The organism is Chryseobacterium sp. ON_d1 (assembly GCF_006829085.1).
Lineage (GTDB): Bacteria > Bacteroidota > Bacteroidia > Flavobacteriales > Weeksellaceae > Chryseobacterium.
The window spans coordinates 21,208-40,903 of record NZ_BJTC01000016.1; the positions used below are offsets into that span (position 1 = coordinate 21,208).

Genomic DNA, 19,696 nt, shown 5'->3' on the forward strand with positions numbered 1-19,696 from the left:
TCATTTAGATAATTTACATATTTTATCCTGCAAACCTTGGTAATCCTTATAAGAGCGACCTTATTGCTGGGCTTTAAGTTATATCATCAAGATATCCTGATTATACGAATAACATTTTCCGTATGACGTTGTATCGGTCGGGGTCTTGTTATTCCGTTATTTATATACAGGATTGAACATCGCTGGTTTAAATTCATTACATTCCCGGCTTTTACTGTTTTTTTTGAATAATTTAAAAGTAAAGTCCATGTTAATTCTATTTGCTTTGCTTTGATTTTTTCCAGAAAACTAAATTGGAGTAAAGTGCAGTGCCGACTAAAATAAATAGTGCTACGTAGTAAATGGTTTTAGATATCAAATCGGTCTTCGGACCAACAAAGCAAAGGATGAGTAGGGTGCTTATATAAATGATGCCCGCATTGACCCAAATGCTTGATACCTTTGGAGCATACATTTTTTTTGGTGAATCATACTCCGAATTCAATTCTGCGATTCTATTTTTATCCCAATAAAGCAGAATTATACCCGCAAACATCATCAAACTCGTGATGATCCAGGTACCTGTAAAATGCAGTGAAATTGTAATCATCCAGATATTGGCTGTTACTGCCAGAAAAAGAAATGTTCCAATTAATGCAAATCGCTGTGTCATAAGAAGGATTGCGGTAATGATCTGCATAGCACCTATAAAGTTATAATAGATCCCGGAAAGATAAAGTACTTCAAAAAACTGTCCTATGGAACCGGTTGTAGGTAATTGAGTAAATCTCTCACCAATTATTTTTGTAAACCCGGAAGGGACGAATGCCAATGCAACAAGATATCTGATATGAATAATCATCCATTGAATAAATTTAATTTGTTGTAATTTATAGAACATATTTTAAAAGGTATTAGGTTATGCAAAGTAATCGGGTAAAAAAATATGAGACAAATCTAAATATCTGGGATTTTAAGTTTTTGCCTCTATCTTCATAATGTATTTATCAAGTCCGTCACCAAATCCGTTAGCTATGATATCTACAGTGGTGAAACCATTCTTTTTATAGAATGATGCAGTATGTTGGGAAGTTTCGATTGTAATCATTTTACCAGCATTCAGTTTTTGTAAAAGATCTAAACGGAAACGGGTGAGGAATTTACCAATTCCCTTCCCGTGGGAGTTAGCATCTACCATGCCCCAGCATAGTGCTGCCTCATTACTCCTTTCATCGAAATAAATTCCTCCGCAGCCTACCGGGAAGCCATTAATTTCAACTATATAATAGTGATCTGGAGACTGATCCAAAAATTCTTTAAATTGTTGTAATTCTTCCTTGGCAAAAAACTTTGGGAGGTTGGTTTTGAAGATCTGTATACATCTTTCCTTGTACTTCTGCCTATATTTGATGATTTGCAAGGTGATTTTATTTTAGAGCAAATTTATTTTAATTTAGCAGATACTGTCAATGGTTATATTTAACCAAAAAACATCCTCATTAAATAATTTTAATTGTCGAGAATTATAGCTATATCATATTTATCTTATACACCAGAACTCTCAATCTGCCGTATCCATTTTTGAGATCTGCTTGTTGTTGTGATCAATCTTATTCTTTTTAATTTCCGGACTTTATTAATTTATTTCTCTTTCAAATATTACTGTTTTTTATTACTCAAAATGAAGAGATCATTTGTTTCACTAAAAAAACAGTTATGATACTTCCTTTGCTATGCATTAATGTTTTAAAAAAAATATGCAGATGGTCTCAATGAGTTTTCAGCAAATGAAATGAAAACTGATGAATTGGTTGGTCTTAATCTATTTCAAGAATAAATTTTAGTTTTATATTTATTATGATAATCGTTTATCTCCCTTCTGATAATAATCGTTCCAGTCTTTTATTCTTCCGACAAACATTTTAAGGTAGTTTTCGGTGAAAAAAATATTGGACCAATCAAATCTTTTAGCCTGTACGCCGAGATAGAATATAAAAATAGAGGCTCCGGCATCAGGAATCAATTCAATCTCACGATCCGAAAGAGCTCTTATTTTCCGGTAACCGTTTAAAAAGCTTTGCACCTTTAATTCGTACTCCTGTTTATTAGTTTCGATAAAAAATAGTTGCTTACAGAAGTAACCGACATCCAAGATAAAAGGGCCGTTTCCGCAATTATCAAAGTCAAAAATAGTGATTTCGTTTTCATCGTTAACACTTAAATTGTCGTACCAGATATCAAGATGGACGATTCCACATTGATTTTCCGATAAATGGCTGCTTTCAAATCTTTTGGCTATTAAAGGACTGATTTCTTTGATGTATTTCATTTCATACAGGTCTTCATCAAAGAACGATTTGATAAGGTCATAAGACCGGTATAAAAGTATCTCAGAGTTATAGCTTACCCTGTCGACCTTTTTATGCTCTGTTATGTTGTGGATTTTTGCCATAAGTGAACCAATGGAATAGCAAGTCCGATTAGACATATATCGCATCTTTTGACCTTCAGCGAATGAAAAGAGCACGGCATATCGAATACCCTCCGGAGCATTGATAGCTTGTATCAAATTTTCTTCTTTATCGGGGATTGGATAGGAGACAGAAAGAGAATTTTCCTTAAGAACGTTGAGGAGTTCAAGTTCCTCCTCAATTTCTGGTTTGGTTCTCCAGTTATGGCAGTAGACCCTTATCGCGAATTTTCCTTTCTCACCTGAGATGAAATAGGTATGATTGACACCTGTCCGGAACAGTTTACAATGATACTCACCGCTTAAAGCATATTTTTCCCTGATAAAATTGCATAGTTCGGTTTCTGACAGTATACTTGCCGTTATAGGGAAAATGTTCATCTTCTCGATTTTTTATAATTTTAATAACTGTTGTTAAATGTATAATAAGTTGTCGATGGATGACAGTTTTATTTTTTTAACATTCTCAAAGCTTGTATGATTTTCTTGTCCTTGAGTAGATCTTCAAGATTATCACCTTGTACAACTTCAGTATCAGGATGGACATTGTTGGTGTAGACCTTTGAATTTCTATCCACAACATAGTCGGTAGACAAATTCAACCCGGCATCCTTATTTATTTTGAAACCCTGGACAGCGGTCGTGTAGTCGGCGGTGGGCTCACCCACAACAAAAGTATTCTTTCTTCCAATCAGAGATATAGCCGTCATTTCACCGGCGCTGGCCGTGTAGCAGCTGGTCAAAATAACAATCGGAACATCTTGCTTGATCGGAATTTTTAGTTGCGTTTTTCTAACCAGTTCGATACCGTCGATCAACATTTTACCTTCTTTTATCTCCCATTTTCCTGAAGATTCTCCTTTTGAATTCCTGAAACCGCCGAAAACAATATTATCACTGCCGATAAATTCTTTCAATCCCAGTAGGATAGGGTACATATTGCCACCGCTGTTGACTCTGAGGTCAATGATCCAAGCTTTAATTTTAGCTGAATTAACTTTATTGATATGTTCTGTGATATCATTGGCAATACTGTCGACTTTTTTAAAGGCGAAGTCATCGTTGCCTGGTATTCTAATGTAGGCTATTGTTTTACCGATGACCTGGCTCACTACGGACTTCTCAGTTTTTAATTTTTCTTTCAGATAGACATTTGCAGAGCTTTCAGGCTTTTTCCATCCGTAGCTTTTACCCTTATATTTCAGGCCGCCGTGATGATCTTTGAGCAGTTCGAAAACCTGAGCATATATAGGAGCGAGTTCAGAAACTGAATTAAGGTCTTTAGCTTTAGTATATAAAATATTTTCAATCATTTTTATGTTGGAAATATCAACTGCGTTTGATTTGATCAGGGCAACGGAGGTATCCACAAATGATTTGACGCTGTCATTTTTTAAAGCTTGTGAAAACGAAGAAGTAGAGATGAGTAAAAAGATAGCGAAGAGAAAAGATTTGATCATATTCAAAATAGGATATAGTAACATTGCAGCAAGCTACATAAAAAAAATTACTTTAAGCGAAGGCTAAGGCTTGACTTTCACATTGGGCTTGCAATTATTTATTTTTTCGAAATTGCAGGTTATTGCTTTTTTGGTGATGAACAATTATGGAAAAGGCGGATTCAAATGCCTGGATCTCACAGGCGACATCGGTATCTATGAAAAATAGAGCATCAGGTATATCGGTTAAGGATACCATATGTAGGATGTAGGGAATTTATCGGATAAAGTATAGGCTTTCGTTGGCCAATAAAATATGGTAACACGATTTGCTTTAATGTTTCGTAACGTAAATAAAATGAAATCGTTGATATTGTAAGGCTATAAAGTAAATATTTTGCGTTCTTTTGCTGTATGGTATTCAAAATACAATTTTTAATGCATGAACACCACCAAAAATCAATTAGAGTATTTATCGATTAAACCCGACAATTCCCTTTCAGATATAGTAGAAAGTGTCTGGATGGTAAAAAATCATACTGATGAAAAAAGAGAAGGGATCATCGTTCCTGACGGGAAAATAGATCTATTCCTTTTTTCAGGAGAAGATGAGCATTTTGAGATCTTTATATCGGGGATTTGCACCGGGCCTGTCATCAAACCACCATTCCCCAGATCGACGATGTTTGCCATAAGCTTTCATCCGATAGCCGCTGAATATATCTTTAAAAAATCTATTGCGGATTTAAAAGATACTAAACAAACTCTCCCTTGCGATTATTGGGGATTTTCTAAAAACGATCTGGAACACTTTGAGCAATTTTATAAGAAAGCCTGTGAGATTGTTAAGGCAAAACTTGAAAAGAAAATAGATGACCGTAAGAAGAATTTGTTTGAGCTGATTTATTTATCAAAAGGAGAGACAACTGTTGAGGAATTATCAAAAAAAGTTTCCTGGAGCAGCAGGCAGATTAACCGCTATTTTAATGCTTGGTTGGGAGTATCATTGAAATCATATATAAATATCATCCGTTTTTCAAATTCATTGAAACAATTGAAAAAGGGCGATTTCTACCCGGAACTTAATTATGGTGATCAATCCCATTTTATCAGAGAAGTAAAGAAATTCGCTGGAGTAAAACCTACGATCTTGAACAAAAACGAAAACGACCGATTTATCCAATTGAGCCTGATGTAAGAAACCTAATTTTGTTTGATCAATAGAACAAATAAAATTAAACCAAATGAGTTTGAATCATATCAATCTGGTGGTAAAGGATGTAGACAAGGCTTTGCATTTATTTACAAACTATTTCGGCTTCAGCACAATCGTTAACCGAAACAGTAAAATGGCAGTCCTGGAAAACAGAGACCAATTTGCCCTTGTGATCTGGGGACAGGTATTGAATAAAAAGGAAGATATACCTGAGTATCCCGAGAATTTCCATATCGGATTTTATCAGCAAGATCAGGAAGCTGTCTGGAATATGTACAGAAAGCTACGGAAGGAAGAAAACTTACGGTTTGAAGGAGAACCGAAATCGATCAGAAATACATTTGGGTTCTATTTCTATTTTGAATATCTCTTGATAGAAATCAGTGTGAACCCCTTCAATGAAAACGTTGAGTGATTTGTACAAGCTTATCGATCGAATCAGTTTAGTGCATGGCAATAATATATTATCAACGCAACAAAATTTTATTGTGTAATGGCATACTTTGATGTGTAAAATTATTTTGCCAATGATATACTTTAGTGTGCAGAATTACTTTGCTTTTTATTAAAAATTAAGAATTAAAGATGGTTTAACTTTTATTGCTGTTTCGTAAATCATGATAAAGAGATAAGATATTAACCATATCCAGGTTGTTATAAAGCCCATCAATCAAAAAACGTACGGAATTCCAAAGGCGAGAGCCCGGTCCTCAACCTAAACATCTTGCTGAATGACTGCGGATGCTCAAACCCTAGTTCATAGGCAATTTCAGCCACCGTCAGGTCAGTGTTGGTTAGCCTCTCCTTTGCTTTTTCAATGACCTTGCCCTGAATGTACTGCTGTGCATTCTGTCCGATCAACGAGCGTAATAGGTCACTCAGATAGCCGGGTGAGATCTTCAGCTGATCCGAGAGGAATTGTACTGTTGGGAGTCCCTGATGTATTGATGTCTGAGTATTAAGGTAGTCATCGAGAATAGTTTCCGTTCTCTGGAGAATGTCGTTATTGACTGCTTTCCGGGTGATAAACTGACGCTTGTAGAACCTGTTGACATAGCTTAGCAGCAGCTCTAGCTGCGCAATTACGACTTCCTGGCTGAATTCATCCACGCGGCTGTTCAGCTCTTGCTCCATGATCCTGTAAACGGAAAGAATGACCTCTCTTTCACTATCGGAAAGATGGAGTGCCTCATTGGAGGTATAGGAAAAGTAACTGTACTGCTTTATTTTACGGGCGATGGGATGGCCCAGCAAAAAATCGGGGTGGATCAGTAAAATATAACAATAGGTCTCGCTGTTGTAATCTGTACTTCCTACTAACTGATTAGGCGCCATGAACAGCATGCTGCCCTCATCGTAATCATAATAGTTTCTGCCATACTTCAGCCTTCCTCTGTTTCTTGTAATAAAGGTGATCTTATAAAAACTCAGGACATCATAGATCGGTGCCATTGACGTATTAAAAGGGTTGTCCTGGTTGAAATGGACAAGGCTGATCAGCGGATGCTGAGGTGCCGGCAGTCCGAAGGCCTGATGGCTTTCCGATATAGATATAAATCTTATCAGCTTATCTTCTTTGGATTTCATACTATAAATGTATAAAAAAACCTATGACCAGAGATCATAGGTTTTGTGTTAAAACTACCACGGCAGGATGTTGTCTTTCCCGCTGAAATCAGCAGGACCTGTAAAGCTTCCCGTCGGAAGATCCTCTGCCAAAGCTACCCGGATCGGTTCCTTCGAACCTTCCTCTACAGAATCCGTTCCCTGAAAATTGTTGAGCGCCGTAGCCGTAAATCCCGGGCTTACCAGATGCACCTTGATGCCGCTGTTCTCCAGTTCAATAGCAAGTGAAAGAAAAATTCCGTTAAGTGCCGTTTTCGAAGCGCCATATACCGCATCAAAATTCGAACGGTAAGGGTTTTCAGGGTTGGAATTGATCGTCAGCGACCCTAGAGCACTGGAAACTGTGACGATCCTTGCACTTGGAGCTTTGTGCAGTAGCGGCAAGAAAGACTGGGTCAAAGCTAGGGTTCCAAATACGTTGGTATCCCATACCTTTTTTAATTCGCTGATCAGTGCTATGCTCGCACGCTGTGCACCCATGATCTCTTCCAATGTACGTCCTGGAGTACCGGCATGAGAGACTGCGGCATTGTTGACCAGTAAGGTCAGGTATCCGTGTTCTTTTTCGACGATCGCCACCGCGGCACGGATAGACCCTGAATCCGTAATATCAAGCTGGATTGCTTTTGTTAATCCGCCCAGCTGTTCCACGGCTGCTTCACCCTTTTGCAGGTCACGTGAACCCACATACACAATATAGCCGTTTTCTACAAGGGCTTTAGCGATCTGGAATCCCACACCGGTGTTCGCGCCCGATACCAGTGCCACTTTATTTTCATTGTTTTGCATAATCTTATTGTTTTAATTTAATGAAGCAAAGATGGATATTAAAACTAAAATTAATGTAACCCAATCGAGACTACTTGAAGCCCAATCGAGGATAGGGTAATTTAATCTCATAAAAAAGGTGAAACTTCTGTAAAACGATCGTATTTTATTTCGTGACAAATAACAATATCTTTGTTAGGAATTTTTTTGAATGATTTTCATCTATGTCAGAACAAGAAATCACGTATCCGGTTTATTCACCGGCATCCGTCATTGGAATCTTTAGCAATGCTTTGAAGCTGAATGCTACGGTCAATATCATCTATTTGAAAGGTAGATATTCCTTCGGTGGGGGTAAAGCCTACGGTAATTATTTTTATGACCTCCTATTCTCGGAAGGTGACCACGTTTCAATAGGGGTTCGCATCTCTTCTCTGTTGAGAAGTAAGATGATCAATAATGAAATCTATACGCTCAGAGGGTTTATTGAAAAGAGCATCAAAAATTCATCTATTGAATTACGGTTTGTAGTGGACGAGATCATCCAGCAGGAAGAAAAATCTATATCGGAAGAGGAATTGCAAAGATATGAGCTGATCCAGAAAAAGCTTGAAACAGGATCAAAGGATCTTGAAACCCTTATTAGAGAGAAGATGCTGAAAGATGAAAAGGTAAAGATTGCCAATATTTATGGGAATAATGCTATTGTCCAGAAAGACTTTTCTGAAGGACTGGATGTTTCCGTGCAATATTTTGAAATCGATGACCATAGCTGTAATATTACCTCCTCAACGGCAATCATTTCCAAATTGAATGAAATCTCATCGATGGAATATGATATAGTTGCTTTGGTAAGGGGAGGCGGTGACCGTCAGAGCATGGAGACGTTTAACAATATTCAGCTTTCTGAGCTGTTCATTGGACTTAATTCAGTAACTATTACAGCAATCGGACATACGGTCGATGAAACCCTGCTTGACAAACTTGCGGATAAACGTTTCCATTTACCCCATGATTATGGAGCAGGATTGCATGCCATAGCAGAAAAACTGTCTTTGGAAAGATCCAACTCAAGAGCTCTATTAATCGATGAGGTTAAAAAAGATGTTTCAAAACAGTTTTCTGAGCAGGTTAAAACCTTAACTGAACAACTGTCCAAAAGAAACGAAGAATTTCAGAAGCTTCAGGAATCGTCTGTCAAACAGCTTCAGGACACGCAGAAGAACTTCTCCGAGCAGGAGAAGCAACGAAAGGAGGAATTGGAAAGTTACAAAAAGGAGATCTCAGCCTTGCATGAAAAGAATTTGCAGTCTGCCGTCAATGAAAAGACAGCCTCAATGAAGGCGCAACTGGAAACACTGAATAAGGATAATATTAGGCTTAATCAGGAATTACAAAATAGCAAAACTGATTATGCAAAGATCATCTTTGCATTTATACTTGCTTTGGCCATCGGATTTGTTTTGGCAAAGGTATTTTGATGTCTTGGTATTATATTCCTTAATACAGAGACTATTGATATCGATAGCCACCCGATTAATTTCTGCAATTTTAAAATTTATTACTTACTCTCACAAAGTGTGAGACCCTGGGTAATAAAATCTCCATAGGAAATCTTTAGCCCGGCCCATTTCGGATCATCGAGCCAGATCTCTTCGATCTTGCTGATGGAAGTGTCATTGTGTGAGGCTCCTTTCGCAGATCCATTCATGGCATAGACCTTTCCGTTACTCGTTCTGCCATAGATCTCTTTGTAACCAGAACAGTAGACCTCGATCTCATTGACGGAAAATGGCCATTCACCGATGTAATCCTGTTTGGTGAATTTAAGCGTGTTTTTTGTAGCAGGTGCACTACATGATAAAATTAATGATAAGATAGAAAGCAGGACTAGATTTTTCATAGTTGAAATGTGGAGCTTTAAAAGTAAAAAAACTATTAATTCTTCTTTTACGGGTTTCCGTATCAAGACAAATCCCGATTTTTATAGGGATTTGAATTATTTAATGATTTCAATTAAAAGTTATAGTGTCATTTAATTTTATTAAAATATTATTAAACTAGCTTAAAGCTTTCCTTTTGGAATTCTAAAGAGCTTCTCAACACGATAATTATAAAGTATTTAAAGGTCTTCTTCTTCTTTTTTCAATGCGGATAGGATTTCTGTTACCTTTTGGGGCAGTTCTCCTTCAAAGTATTCATTAACTAAAGGATTCTGGGACATGAATTGGCTGGTTAAACTGATCCAGTCATCAATTGAAACCGAACCGTTTATCTTAAATAATTTTTGTGATTGTGTCTTTAATTTGAAATTATTTTTGTTATTGAAGTTGAGATCGCTATCTCTCCTCTGAATATATTCTTCCTCGGTGTAGAAATGTATGGCACCGTCAAAGTGTCTGAAATGATTCTCTTGAACGTCAAATTCGGCATGAACATAGCGGACTGGATAATATTTTTCCTTATCAATCCATAGGAAATGATTGTCTGTTTTGAATTCTTCTGATTGAAATACCTTGATCTTCTTTTGTATATCATTAATATTTTCAATAGTTGAATACCATAAAATATCAAGCGAATAGCTTCCCGCAAAAAGAAAGTCAAGATAAAAATCAGTAAGCTCGGCTGGAGGCCGTAGTTTTACAACGCCATCGGATATTTCATGAATTGACTTCTTGAATTTTGCACCATACCATGTATCGTACTCCATGTACATTCTGCTGTCTACATTGATTCTGACTCTGTCTGGGTCAATGGCAATGTAAGTGTCATTGCTAGGTTGTTCCAATTTCCAAAAGAAATCTAAAAATTCTGGTGCAAAATTCGCATTTTTTGAATAACCTCTTCTGAAAAGATGGTTTGCCATAACCATAAAGTTACTTCCATAATAGTAACCTTCAAATTGTTTTTTAGAGAATTGTGCCTCCAAAGTTTTTGTGTTGATCAGTCCTTCTTTGTCCGGAACCATGTCGTGATTCAGCAATCGTACCAAGTCAGGAAACTCTGCAATGATTCCGATGGATTGGATATAGTCAATATTTGACAAGGAAATATTTATTCCCAATGTTTTACAGTGCGCAATGAATTGATCGATCAAAACTGAATTTTGCGCTAATTCAGTCTTTTTATCATCTTTCATCTTCTGTAATAATTTTTTATTTATCTCTTCAGGACTCATAAGCTTTAAGTTTTTAATAAACTAATTCATAACCTCTTTAGCTGTTAGCCAATAACCATTTTTGTCGGATCTGTTTAACCACTCAACTAATACAATTTCTGCTATGAATTCTTGCAAAAATCCACCATAGATTCAATGTAGTAGCTATGTTGTCAAACTTTTGTCAGGTACTTTTATTATTTTTCAAATAATTTTTCAATTTCACCCTCAGAAAAATCAACATACATAAGTCCCCAAAAAGAAGGAAGAACAATAGAAAATTTTTCTCTTAACAATTTAACTATGATGTCAAAAATTAAATTCATTGATTCTTTTAAATGCATTGGTGATTTGGGTGGTTCATGATTAGTCCGTCCATGTCGTGCAAAAAAACCTAATACTTCGTAGTTATTTGCTGTATGAGTAAAACGATTTAAAGGGGTCGAAAATTCTTTTAAAAATTCATTGTCATCAATTGATTTTAGATAAAATCGTATATCGTCGTAAATAATATAAAGCATTCTAAAATCTACTTTATTTGATAGTAGGAAAAATAAATTAGTTAAGAAGTCATCTTTTACAATTTCTGCAAACAAAGAATATATTGGATTGACAGGACCTTTGGGCGATTCGCTTTTGATCCCTTTGAGATTAATGTCAATTTTATAAAGCTCTGAATGACCTGACCGTGAAATGATCCTTCTTTCATCCAGATTGACTATTTCTAAAAGAGTAAAATATTGTTGATTATGTCTTGTCCTATCAAGTAATTTGTAAATTCCTTCATAGATAGAAATAATTTGATTTGCAGTATCATATATTTCTTGTACGTCTGTAAGTTCATTAAGTAGAATTGATGAAAAGCATAAAGTGTCGTTAAATTCGCTTTCTTCCACCCAAAAATAAGAATCATTAATTCTGCTGTTATTACTTAAATAGTTTTGAATGTGAAAATTTGTTTGTACAGTTATGCTATACTTTATTTCTCTTGTGATAATAGTTTCGGAGTGATCGGTCATAGTTTTTGTTTTGGTTTTTTGCTCTAACTCAAAAATCTATCTATTTTATAACAAAATGATATGCTATCAAGTTACTACAAAATTAAAATATAAATTCTTAAGATATTTGATATTTTTCATTCCTGATTTTTTAACGAAAAAGTTTCATACATCTATTCTTACGTTTAAAGTTTTTATATACACAAATTTATTAAAGTATGACTCACTGAAAAAGATCTTAAATTTCACTTAAAAATTCTTTCTGGATGATTAAATAATTTTTCATCAATATTTTATTCTTCTGAAGATAAATATTTTAATTATTTATCACCTTAATTCTTCTTAAGCCATAATAAACTGATCATAATTTCTACTGCCATAATTCTATCTGAGGCTATCCGATTTTCTATAGCAAATTTATTCCGTTGTCCCTGCTGAAAAAAATCTTTTTGGGTATCCGTGATCGGAGATCCCGGAGCCTCCGCAAAAAGATTTCAGGCTTACATCAATACACTTTCTTACTGTTTTTTTGGAATTGATTCCAGTTTTCCTTGTGCCTGCCTGAATGGTGTATCTGCATAGAAAAGTCAGAAACCTCACAAGATGCAAATGCAGTTCATTGAAATTATGATTCTTATGATTACCATGGTATTATTTCATATATCTGAATGATTATAAAACATTCTCATATATCGTAAAAAGATCATTTGATCAGATGATACCATCTCTAAAACATTTAATAACCATTCGTAAAATGAATGATACGATCAGGTAAAATAGAAAGGTCAAGATTTCCTTCAAGCTGCAATCTACAGGTTTTTTAACAGCAGGTGCGGGAAAAACAGGTCTCCGCCGCACACGGAGCAATTCAGATGAAATTCAATATTGTTAACGAAATTAAGCTGAGCTATTCAAGAAAGGGAAATTGTGAAAGATCGATATCGTCATCAAGGGATGCGGTGGAGGTTTTCAGGGCGCATTTTGATGCGGAGGAAATGGATTATCGGGAATCTTTCTTTGCCTTGTACCTGAACCAGTCGAATAAGGTGCTGGGAATTAAGAAGATCTCTGAATGCGGGATCTCTTCCACACTGGTGGATGTACGGATCGTGATGCAGGCTGCCTTGCTTTGCAATGCTTCGACAATGATTGTTGCCCATAACCATCCTTCCGGAAATCTGAAACCATCCTCCTGCGATATCAAAATGACTTCCCAGATCAAAGAGGCGGCAAAGATTCTGAGCCTGACTCTGCTGGATCATGTGATCCTGACCTCGGATTTTCATTTCTCGTTTGCGGATGATGGGATGATATAGATTCTTAAAAAGCTGTCTTAGAATATAATGCAAAGTGCTCAGGCTTTTATAACGCCATGGAATTATAAAAGTTGGGAGTTTCTGAGAACGGGTTTTCTTAAGACAGCTTTTTTAACGATTCATCTTACAATGTTGTTGAAATACGGCAAATCCTATCCTTTGCAGAATCTATCACACTATTGCAGGTATTTCAAACAAGTTTGTACATCAATTTTAATTAAAGACTAAAGACAATAATAACAACTCATAAAATCAACGTTATGAATAATACAATCAATAGCACATCAATTTCAGAAGCCAATACCTTATTGGTTCTTCATCACAGTACTAATTCCGTTGGAATGGTTCAGAATGTCAATCAAAATGGACATCTTATCGATGTTGCTCCAGATTCTGATGGTGTCGATTCAATGATACGAATCGATTCATCAGCGGAGTCTTTTACCGAATTCTATGCGGATTTTTATAATCAGCTTAAAAATCCCGAAGCCTACTCATTTTTTAAGGTGACAGAATTTGAAGCAGTAGAAACTGCGTTGGAATTACAGGATTATATTGATAGTTCATCATCTGTTAATAGAGAAGACCTGAAGCAGTATGAGGTTTCGATTGATACTGTTGAGGTTTTGAGGAATAAAAAGAATTTGGACAGTGATAGCTCGAATGGGATTTCTTATTCTAAGGGACCATCTATTGAAGTAATTAATCCAAGATACCGTTATCAGATCGAAGATGTAGACTGGAATGCGATAGCTAAGATCGGACTTGATCAGCAGATGTTGGAAAAGTGTAATGTTTTGGATGAATTACTGAAAGGATTTAAGTCTTCGGTATTGGTTCCTGTACGAGATGATTATGAGAAAGAAAGCGGTACTGTTAATGCCAGGTTACAGTTAAAGTTAAATGACAATGGGGAAGTGGTGCTTCACGTTTACAGATCACAAAAAATGCCTGATTTCAGGAAAAAATTTTTGGGTCATAAGTTTTCAAAAGAGGATCGATTAAATCTTCTGAATATCGGAAATATGGGCAGGGTTGTGCATCTTGTTAATCCTGTCACAGGAGAATTGGTTCCGTCATTGATTAGCAGGGATAAGCTGACCAACGAACTGTTTTCTTTGCCCATCAATTTTGTCAGAGTTCCTGTGGTGGTCTGTGGCGTGGTTTTGAGCTCGGAACAACAGGGGCTTCTTCGTTCGGGAAAACCTTTGTTTATTGAAAATATGTTATCTAAGAGTAAAAGGCTTTTTAATGCGACGTTGCAGTTTAATGCAGAAAAGCAGTGGTTGGAATTTTTCTTCAATAAGAAACCGAAAGGAGGGAATGATGAACATAGCTTTGAGTTTGTAGTTCCTTCGACTTTTAGGGGAATGAAGCTTCGTCGTTGGCAGATTCAGAAATTAAAGATGGGGGAGATGGCTTATATCAATGGGTTGGTGAGTGAAAAAGGAAGGGGATATCAGGGGTATATTCGTTTTGATAAGGAGGTTGCGAGGATTGTCTTTTCTTTTAAGAAGCCCACAAGATAATCATCTGTATTATCGAGGCTTCAGGAATCTGATGTAAAAGGATTATTTTAGCTTTTAATGTTGCTTTTCGAACCTGTAGAGTGTATGGCTTCACAGGTTTTTGAGGTTGTGAGACGGGGAAATTTGGGGCAAAAATGCGATTCCTCACTATAGTCGGAATCGCATTTTTGCGGAATTTGGAGCAACCCTATTATAAAATAGTCCCCAGCTATTGCTTTTCTATGTTTCTAAAAAATTGCGGAAATTACATTCTTATAAAATAAGGTATTTAACTAAAATCTAAAGAGGTCTTCTGTCTATAACTTCTAATAAAATCTCTCTAATCCTTCTTTTTTGCTTTTGGGATAGGGATGGATCTCTCATTTTATGAGTTAGTTTCTTGTGAAAATTAAACTTATCAATTTTTTGATCTCTTGCTAAGTCGATTATTTTAGTAGGAGAATTAAGATCGAAGAAATATATGTGAAGTAGTCCTTTATCTCTATTATAAGATCTATAAAATAAACCGTCATCTATAAACACATAATCGTGAAAATTATCAAAATGTGGATGGAGTATTCTAAAGTGAGTTGATGTATATATATCATAGTTTAAAGATAAATTATTTCTGAAACGATTTGATAAAGGAGAATTTGTCGACTTTTTGGTATTACAAGTCCTACATGATAAACATAAATTTAGTGGAGTAAACATTAAATCATACCTTGCTTCCTTCGGAATTATATGTTCTATTGGTTCATCGTATCCTTTGAAATTTATTTTTTGACGACAATATACACAGTGATCTCGCTGCTCAATAGAGTAGTGATCCTTTATTCGATTTTTAATAGGTTGATATCTATAATTTAAGTTTGTCCAATCGTTGTGAGATGTGAGTGGATAAGAACGTATTATATTCCTATCAACTGTTTTCCAAAGATAACTCTTCTGAATTTTATTTCGTAACGGATCAATTCTCATTCAATTTTTGAAATAAGTTTTAGTACAATATCTTTTAAAGGATCAGAGTCATTTAATGATTCTAATTTTAGAGATTTTAGTTTTTGAATATCCTCAATAATGACATTATTAGGTGTTTCTGGGTTTGCCATTTTATCTAAAATATTTCCAACAAGATCATTTATATAGAAATTTCTGGTTGTAGGAGTTTTAAAAACATGTAATAAGATCTCTTCTGCAGATTTTGCATAAGTACTATCTTCAAAATAATTAATTGAAACGTAATCTGCTTCATTATCTAAAATTATAATCTTTGAATTTGTTGGAAATAAGTTTGACAGGATAAAATGACTATGTGTAGAAATTATAAAATGTATGCCTATGAAATTTTCAAATGCCTTTTTTAGTATTGTTAAATATTTCATTTGCCATTCAGGGTGTAAGCTAATTTCAGGTTCATCAACCATTATAATACTGTTATTTTCAATTTTGGCTGCAATATTGATTATAGATGATAGAATATTGAACTCACCCGAACTCATACTGTAAATACCTAACTCATATTGATTTTTAATAAATGAAATCTCAGCAATATCAATAAGTTCCAATTCGATCAATAACTCAATTGATATTGCAAATTCACGAATTTCTTCAAAAGATTCTAAATCACTGAAATCTAGCAAATATTTTATGTTAGTTTTATTTTTTATAGAAAAGTCATTTTTATATAGCAGTCTTTGTAAAAATACAGACGCTTTATTGACAATATCTTTGTCATCAACAAATGTTCTAAGATAGTTGTAGCGATTGTTATTACGGGAGTAAGAAGAATACTTTCTTAAAATAGTATTGTCAAAATAATCTTTAAAACTATTTTCATCACTTAGAAAATCATAGATTTTCTGATCTCTATGTTTTATCTTTAAACCTTTACCAGGCTTAAGATTGAATGTGATCATCTGTTCAAAACCAATGTTTTCAAACAAAATTTGAAGATTTTTCAGTTTTTCGATTCTTTGGCTAATACCAACTATACTATAAAAAAGCTTTTTAAGATTACTTCCTTTATAAATTGCATTGTAAATTGTTCTTAGCCCCTGATATTCATATGCTTTTTCAAAATACTCTAATTCTCCCATGATCCTCCTTTTATCAATAAATGGAAATCTATCATTTGCAGAAAATGTATTTGCTATAATCTTTTTGGGGAGATCGTCTTTATTACTAATATTTGTAGATGTCAAACCATCAAGATTACTGTAAAAAAAAAGCTTTGAGTTATAATAGAATTCTATTTTAAAACCTGAACTAAAATCATCAAATAATTCTAATTGTCTATTCGATATTAGTTTGAATAAATTGATAATAATCTCAAGAATTAGGCTTTTTCCTGTGCCATTAGGACCGATTAGAATTGTATAATAATTTAAAGTTTCTTGTTGATCAAAATTGCAAAAATCGAAATCTAAATTTCCAAATTTATAATGATTTCTTAATGAGAGAGATTTAATCCTAAACATGCAATTCTATATTTACTATAATTTGAATTTTATAATTACTCTAAGGAAAATTACGGAATCATAGTCGCTTTAAAACTTCGATAATATTGCTTGAATTATAACAGCCATCAACATTTAGTTTCTGAAAAACCATGAAGTATTTATAATTTGAGCCTGCTTTTTCAGCCCATGTCTTTCCTAATTTATTTTTCTCTTTACTGTCATCATTTGCTCTGTCATCTCCCTTAGTTTCAATTACTAATATATTTCCTTTATTAGTGTAAGCAATAAAGTCAGGATAATGATTATTACTGTAACCATTTATGTAAAATCCTTGGCCTTTAACAATATTTTTATGCCAAAACATAATATTTTCTAGCGAAGCAATTTCTAGTATCATTTTTTTCTCAAACTCATTCATATTTGCTTCTTGGCCATACAATGATTTTGAAATTGGTAAGGACGGATTTAAAGGAACAATATAGTCAGAAAGTGAATAGCTTTTTTTGACAATTATTTCGTTTGCATCTAGCAATATATTAAAACGTTCTTTAGCATAAATATTGGTTAGCTGAGTAATCTTTTCCTTGATCTTATTTATATATAAAAAGTCATTATTTACAATGTCTCTTGCCTGTTCAACAGTCAATTGTTCAAATATTCTTGAAACATATTTTTTTAAGTCCTGATCAGAGATCGGTGTCATATCACCTAGTTTAGAAACAATCATTGAGCTAACTTGCCTGATCTGACTATCTTTTGGTTTTGATAAAATAGAATCTAAAAGTATATCTTTTGATCTTTTAGTTATTTTATCTATTGTTGATGTTCCTTTGTGTTCGTCAAAATCAACCTTATACATCTCAGCCGAAGTAGCATCAAAGTTAATACTAGTATCACATTGGAGCAAATTAAATCCTTTAAGTAAGCTTAATTTGTTAAGTAATCTTTCACTTTTTTTGAGTTCTTCAAAAAGAATTCCGTCACCAAGTTCTTCCTCTATTTTAATGAAGAATTGAGGAAGAAGTAATGACTTTGCAATAAGTTTATATGATTCCTCTATAAAATATCTTTTTGGCTCTTTATTCATAACTTCCATTAAAAGAATTGTGTTTTCATCCATATCCAATCTCTGCACTTGTTTTTCAAAGATCTCTGACTGCGCAACAGCTTTTAATGTTAGGTCAGATAATTTTTCAAATTGAGATTTGTCTTCGTAATCTTTAAGAGTAACATTATCATTTGGATTAAATTTAATTTCATTCAAATCAAAATCATCGTCATCACAAGATTCTGTTGTGGCCATTTTAATATTATCACTAAATAAATCTTCTTTTAAAATTTCTTCTCTTGTTTTCGTTGATTCTGCTATATCTCTTGCAAAATAGTCATCTTTACTGAATCCCGCATCCTGTAGACCTTTAACAATATTGCTTAAAGTCTCATTGAACTTTGCTGAAGCAGTTAAAACAAATGACATATTTAATAATGGTTCGTTGTGCTTTGCTACGTGAGGTTGCCGTAAAACTCTTCCTAGAATTTGTTCAACATCAACAGCTGAAGATTTATCTGCAAGTGATGCCAAAATATATGCATTTGGACAGTCCCATCCCTCCTTTAAAGCATTTACGGTGATAATATAACGGACAGAACAATTTCTCGACATTAGATTTATGTCTTTAAGTTCATCAATACCACTGACCTTAATTTTAATTTGTTCTTCAGGAATTTGTAGTTTAATAAGCTGCTCTTTTATTTTTTGGAATGTTGTGTTATTTTTTCCTTTAATATTAGATTGTGCCTGAAATAATATAATAGGTCTAATATATTTCCCTGTTATTTTTTCCTCTTCTAATGCATGAAGTTCCAGTTTTCTTTGAAGATTTAAAGCACTTGATATAACTTCTTCTTTTCTATTGTGATTGAAAACAATGACAGGTAATTTTACCATGTGATCTTTTTTTAACTTCAAAGCACTAACAAAACTTATAATGTTACTGTTTTCCTTAGGCGTTGCAGTTAAATCTAAAACCATGCTAGGATTTAAATTTCTCAACATTTCAACGCTCAAGTCACTTTCAGCATTATGACTTTCATCGACAACCACGATCGGATTCAAACTTCGAATGACATTAATTAGAGCAGTTTCATCAGTATTCTCTAATACAATGTCTTTTTCAATTATATGTCTAAATTGTTCTAAGGCACCATTTTCCTGAAAAATTTTTCTATCTTCCTTTTTTGCCTTATCAATTCTTAAACTACTAAAATTTAATATAAAAATGTTTAACTGCTCATTAGTTGATGATGGATTAAAATTTGCACCTTGTAGAAGCTGATCTTTTTGATAAACTTCTACTTTGTTATTAAATAATGAATTAAGTTTTTCTCTATATGGATGGTTAGGATTAGTGAAATTTTGGTACGTCTGCTGAAGAAGATTTGTCCACGGAACTAACCACACAACTGCTTTGGGATTTCCTTGATTGAAATATTTATTGATAGAGCTTAGAGCATTACAAGCTATAAAAGTTTTTCCTCCTGCTGTTGGAACTTTTATCGCAATATGTACTGCATTAGGAATGCTATTTTTATAAGGTTTCATTCCAGTGTTAGTCAACGGATTATAGCTACCTATTTTGTCAAACCAATATTGGTTAAACGCTTTTCCAGGGTGTTGATATTTATTTAGATAATCTAGAAAATTTTCTAAATCATTTATGACATCTTTTTGATATGATTTTAGCTCCATCTACAATA

17 protein-coding genes are annotated in these 19,696 nt (G+C 34.3%); 5 read left to right on the top strand and 12 right to left on the bottom strand.

The features are described from left to right. Positions 1 to 256: 256 nt before the first annotated feature. From CRS_RS21320 to CRS_RS21335, 4 genes are all read right to left on the bottom strand, one after another. The gene (locus CRS_RS21320) at positions 257 to 841 is read right to left on the bottom strand and encodes a DoxX family protein (protein WP_142725968.1); all 585 of its coding nucleotides are present in this window, start codon (positions 839 to 841) and stop codon (positions 257 to 259) included. 111 nt (positions 842 to 952) lie between these two features. After that, the gene (locus tag CRS_RS21325) at positions 953 to 1,399 is read right to left on the bottom strand and encodes a GNAT family N-acetyltransferase (protein ID WP_172617130.1); all 447 of its coding nucleotides are present in this window, start codon (positions 1,397 to 1,399) and stop codon (positions 953 to 955) included. A 435-nt stretch (positions 1,400 to 1,834) separates the two neighbouring features. Next, positions 1,835 to 2,830, bottom strand: a complete 996-nt coding sequence (locus tag CRS_RS21330) for a phosphotransferase (protein ID WP_142725970.1) — start codon at positions 2,828 to 2,830, stop codon at positions 1,835 to 1,837. Positions 2,831 to 2,898: 68 nt separating this feature from the next. Then, complete coding sequence (locus CRS_RS21335; protein ID WP_172617131.1) at positions 2,899 to 3,909, bottom strand: S41 family peptidase; 1,011 nt, start codon at positions 3,907 to 3,909, stop codon at positions 2,899 to 2,901. Positions 3,910 to 4,330: 421 nt separating this feature from the next. Between CRS_RS21335 and CRS_RS21340 the strand changes: the two genes are divergently transcribed. Both CRS_RS21340 and CRS_RS21345 read left to right on the top strand, forming a co-directional pair. Further along, the gene (locus CRS_RS21340; RefSeq protein ID WP_142725972.1) at positions 4,331 to 5,086 is read left to right on the top strand and encodes an AraC family transcriptional regulator; all 756 of its coding nucleotides are present in this window, start codon (positions 4,331 to 4,333) and stop codon (positions 5,084 to 5,086) included. A gap of 46 nt (positions 5,087 to 5,132) precedes the next feature. Next, a complete protein-coding gene (locus tag CRS_RS21345) occupies positions 5,133 to 5,519 on the top strand; it encodes a VOC family protein (RefSeq protein ID WP_142725973.1) in 387 nt (128 codons plus the stop codon). Between the two features lie 251 nt (positions 5,520 to 5,770). On the opposite strand, the gene CRS_RS21350 is transcribed toward CRS_RS21345, so the two are convergent. Beyond that, the gene (locus CRS_RS21350; protein ID WP_142725974.1) at positions 5,771 to 6,691 is read right to left on the bottom strand and encodes an AraC family transcriptional regulator; all 921 of its coding nucleotides are present in this window, start codon (positions 6,689 to 6,691) and stop codon (positions 5,771 to 5,773) included. 54 nt (positions 6,692 to 6,745) lie between these two features. After that, the gene (locus CRS_RS21355; protein ID WP_142725975.1) at positions 6,746 to 7,519 is read right to left on the bottom strand and encodes an SDR family NAD(P)-dependent oxidoreductase; all 774 of its coding nucleotides are present in this window, start codon (positions 7,517 to 7,519) and stop codon (positions 6,746 to 6,748) included. A gap of 203 nt (positions 7,520 to 7,722) precedes the next feature. Between CRS_RS21355 and CRS_RS21360 the strand changes: the two genes are divergently transcribed. Further along, a complete protein-coding gene (locus CRS_RS21360) occupies positions 7,723 to 8,979 on the top strand; it encodes an exodeoxyribonuclease VII large subunit (protein WP_142725976.1) in 1,257 nt (418 codons plus the stop codon). Positions 8,980 to 9,059: 80 nt separating this feature from the next. Here CRS_RS21360 and CRS_RS21365 read toward each other — a convergent pair whose 3' ends face one another. From CRS_RS21365 to CRS_RS21375, 3 genes are all read right to left on the bottom strand, one after another. Beyond that, positions 9,060 to 9,401: a DUF2511 domain-containing protein gene (locus CRS_RS21365; RefSeq protein WP_142725977.1), complete on the bottom strand. Its 342-nt coding sequence runs from the start codon at positions 9,399 to 9,401 to the stop codon at positions 9,060 to 9,062. 219 nt (positions 9,402 to 9,620) lie between these two features. After that, a complete protein-coding gene (locus CRS_RS21370; RefSeq protein ID WP_142725978.1) occupies positions 9,621 to 10,676 on the bottom strand; it encodes a hypothetical protein in 1,056 nt (351 codons plus the stop codon). Between the two features lie 176 nt (positions 10,677 to 10,852). After that, positions 10,853 to 11,674 carry a hypothetical protein gene (locus tag CRS_RS21375; RefSeq protein WP_142725979.1) on the bottom strand — a complete coding sequence of 274 codons (822 nt, stop codon included), beginning with the start codon at positions 11,672 to 11,674 and terminating at the stop codon, positions 10,853 to 10,855. A gap of 851 nt (positions 11,675 to 12,525) precedes the next feature. On the opposite strand from CRS_RS21375, the gene CRS_RS21380 reads away from it, so the two are divergent. Both CRS_RS21380 and CRS_RS21385 read left to right on the top strand, forming a co-directional pair. Then, entirely contained in the window at positions 12,526 to 12,969 is a 444-nt protein-coding gene (locus CRS_RS21380; RefSeq protein WP_142725980.1) for a RadC family protein, read from the top strand. A 260-nt stretch (positions 12,970 to 13,229) separates the two neighbouring features. Then, the gene (locus CRS_RS21385; RefSeq protein WP_142725981.1) at positions 13,230 to 14,498 is read left to right on the top strand and encodes a DUF4099 domain-containing protein; all 1,269 of its coding nucleotides are present in this window, start codon (positions 13,230 to 13,232) and stop codon (positions 14,496 to 14,498) included. A gap of 279 nt (positions 14,499 to 14,777) precedes the next feature. On the opposite strand, the gene CRS_RS24860 is transcribed toward CRS_RS21385, so the two are convergent. The 3 genes from CRS_RS24860 to CRS_RS21400 are packed head-to-tail and all read right to left on the bottom strand — an operon-like array spanning position 14,778 to position 19,688. Beyond that, complete coding sequence (locus tag CRS_RS24860) at positions 14,778 to 15,458, bottom strand: HNH endonuclease (RefSeq protein WP_142725982.1); 681 nt, start codon at positions 15,456 to 15,458, stop codon at positions 14,778 to 14,780. Next, positions 15,455 to 16,957, bottom strand: a complete 1,503-nt coding sequence (locus tag CRS_RS21395; RefSeq protein WP_142725983.1) for an AAA family ATPase — start codon at positions 16,955 to 16,957, stop codon at positions 15,455 to 15,457. The genes CRS_RS24860 and CRS_RS21395 overlap by 4 nt, the downstream gene beginning before the upstream one ends. 58 nt (positions 16,958 to 17,015) lie before the next feature. After that, positions 17,016 to 19,688 (bottom strand): DEAD/DEAH box helicase, encoded by a 2,673-nt coding sequence (locus CRS_RS21400; protein WP_142725984.1) that lies wholly within the window; start codon positions 19,686 to 19,688, stop codon positions 17,016 to 17,018. Between the last annotated feature and the right edge of the window lie 8 nt (positions 19,689 to 19,696).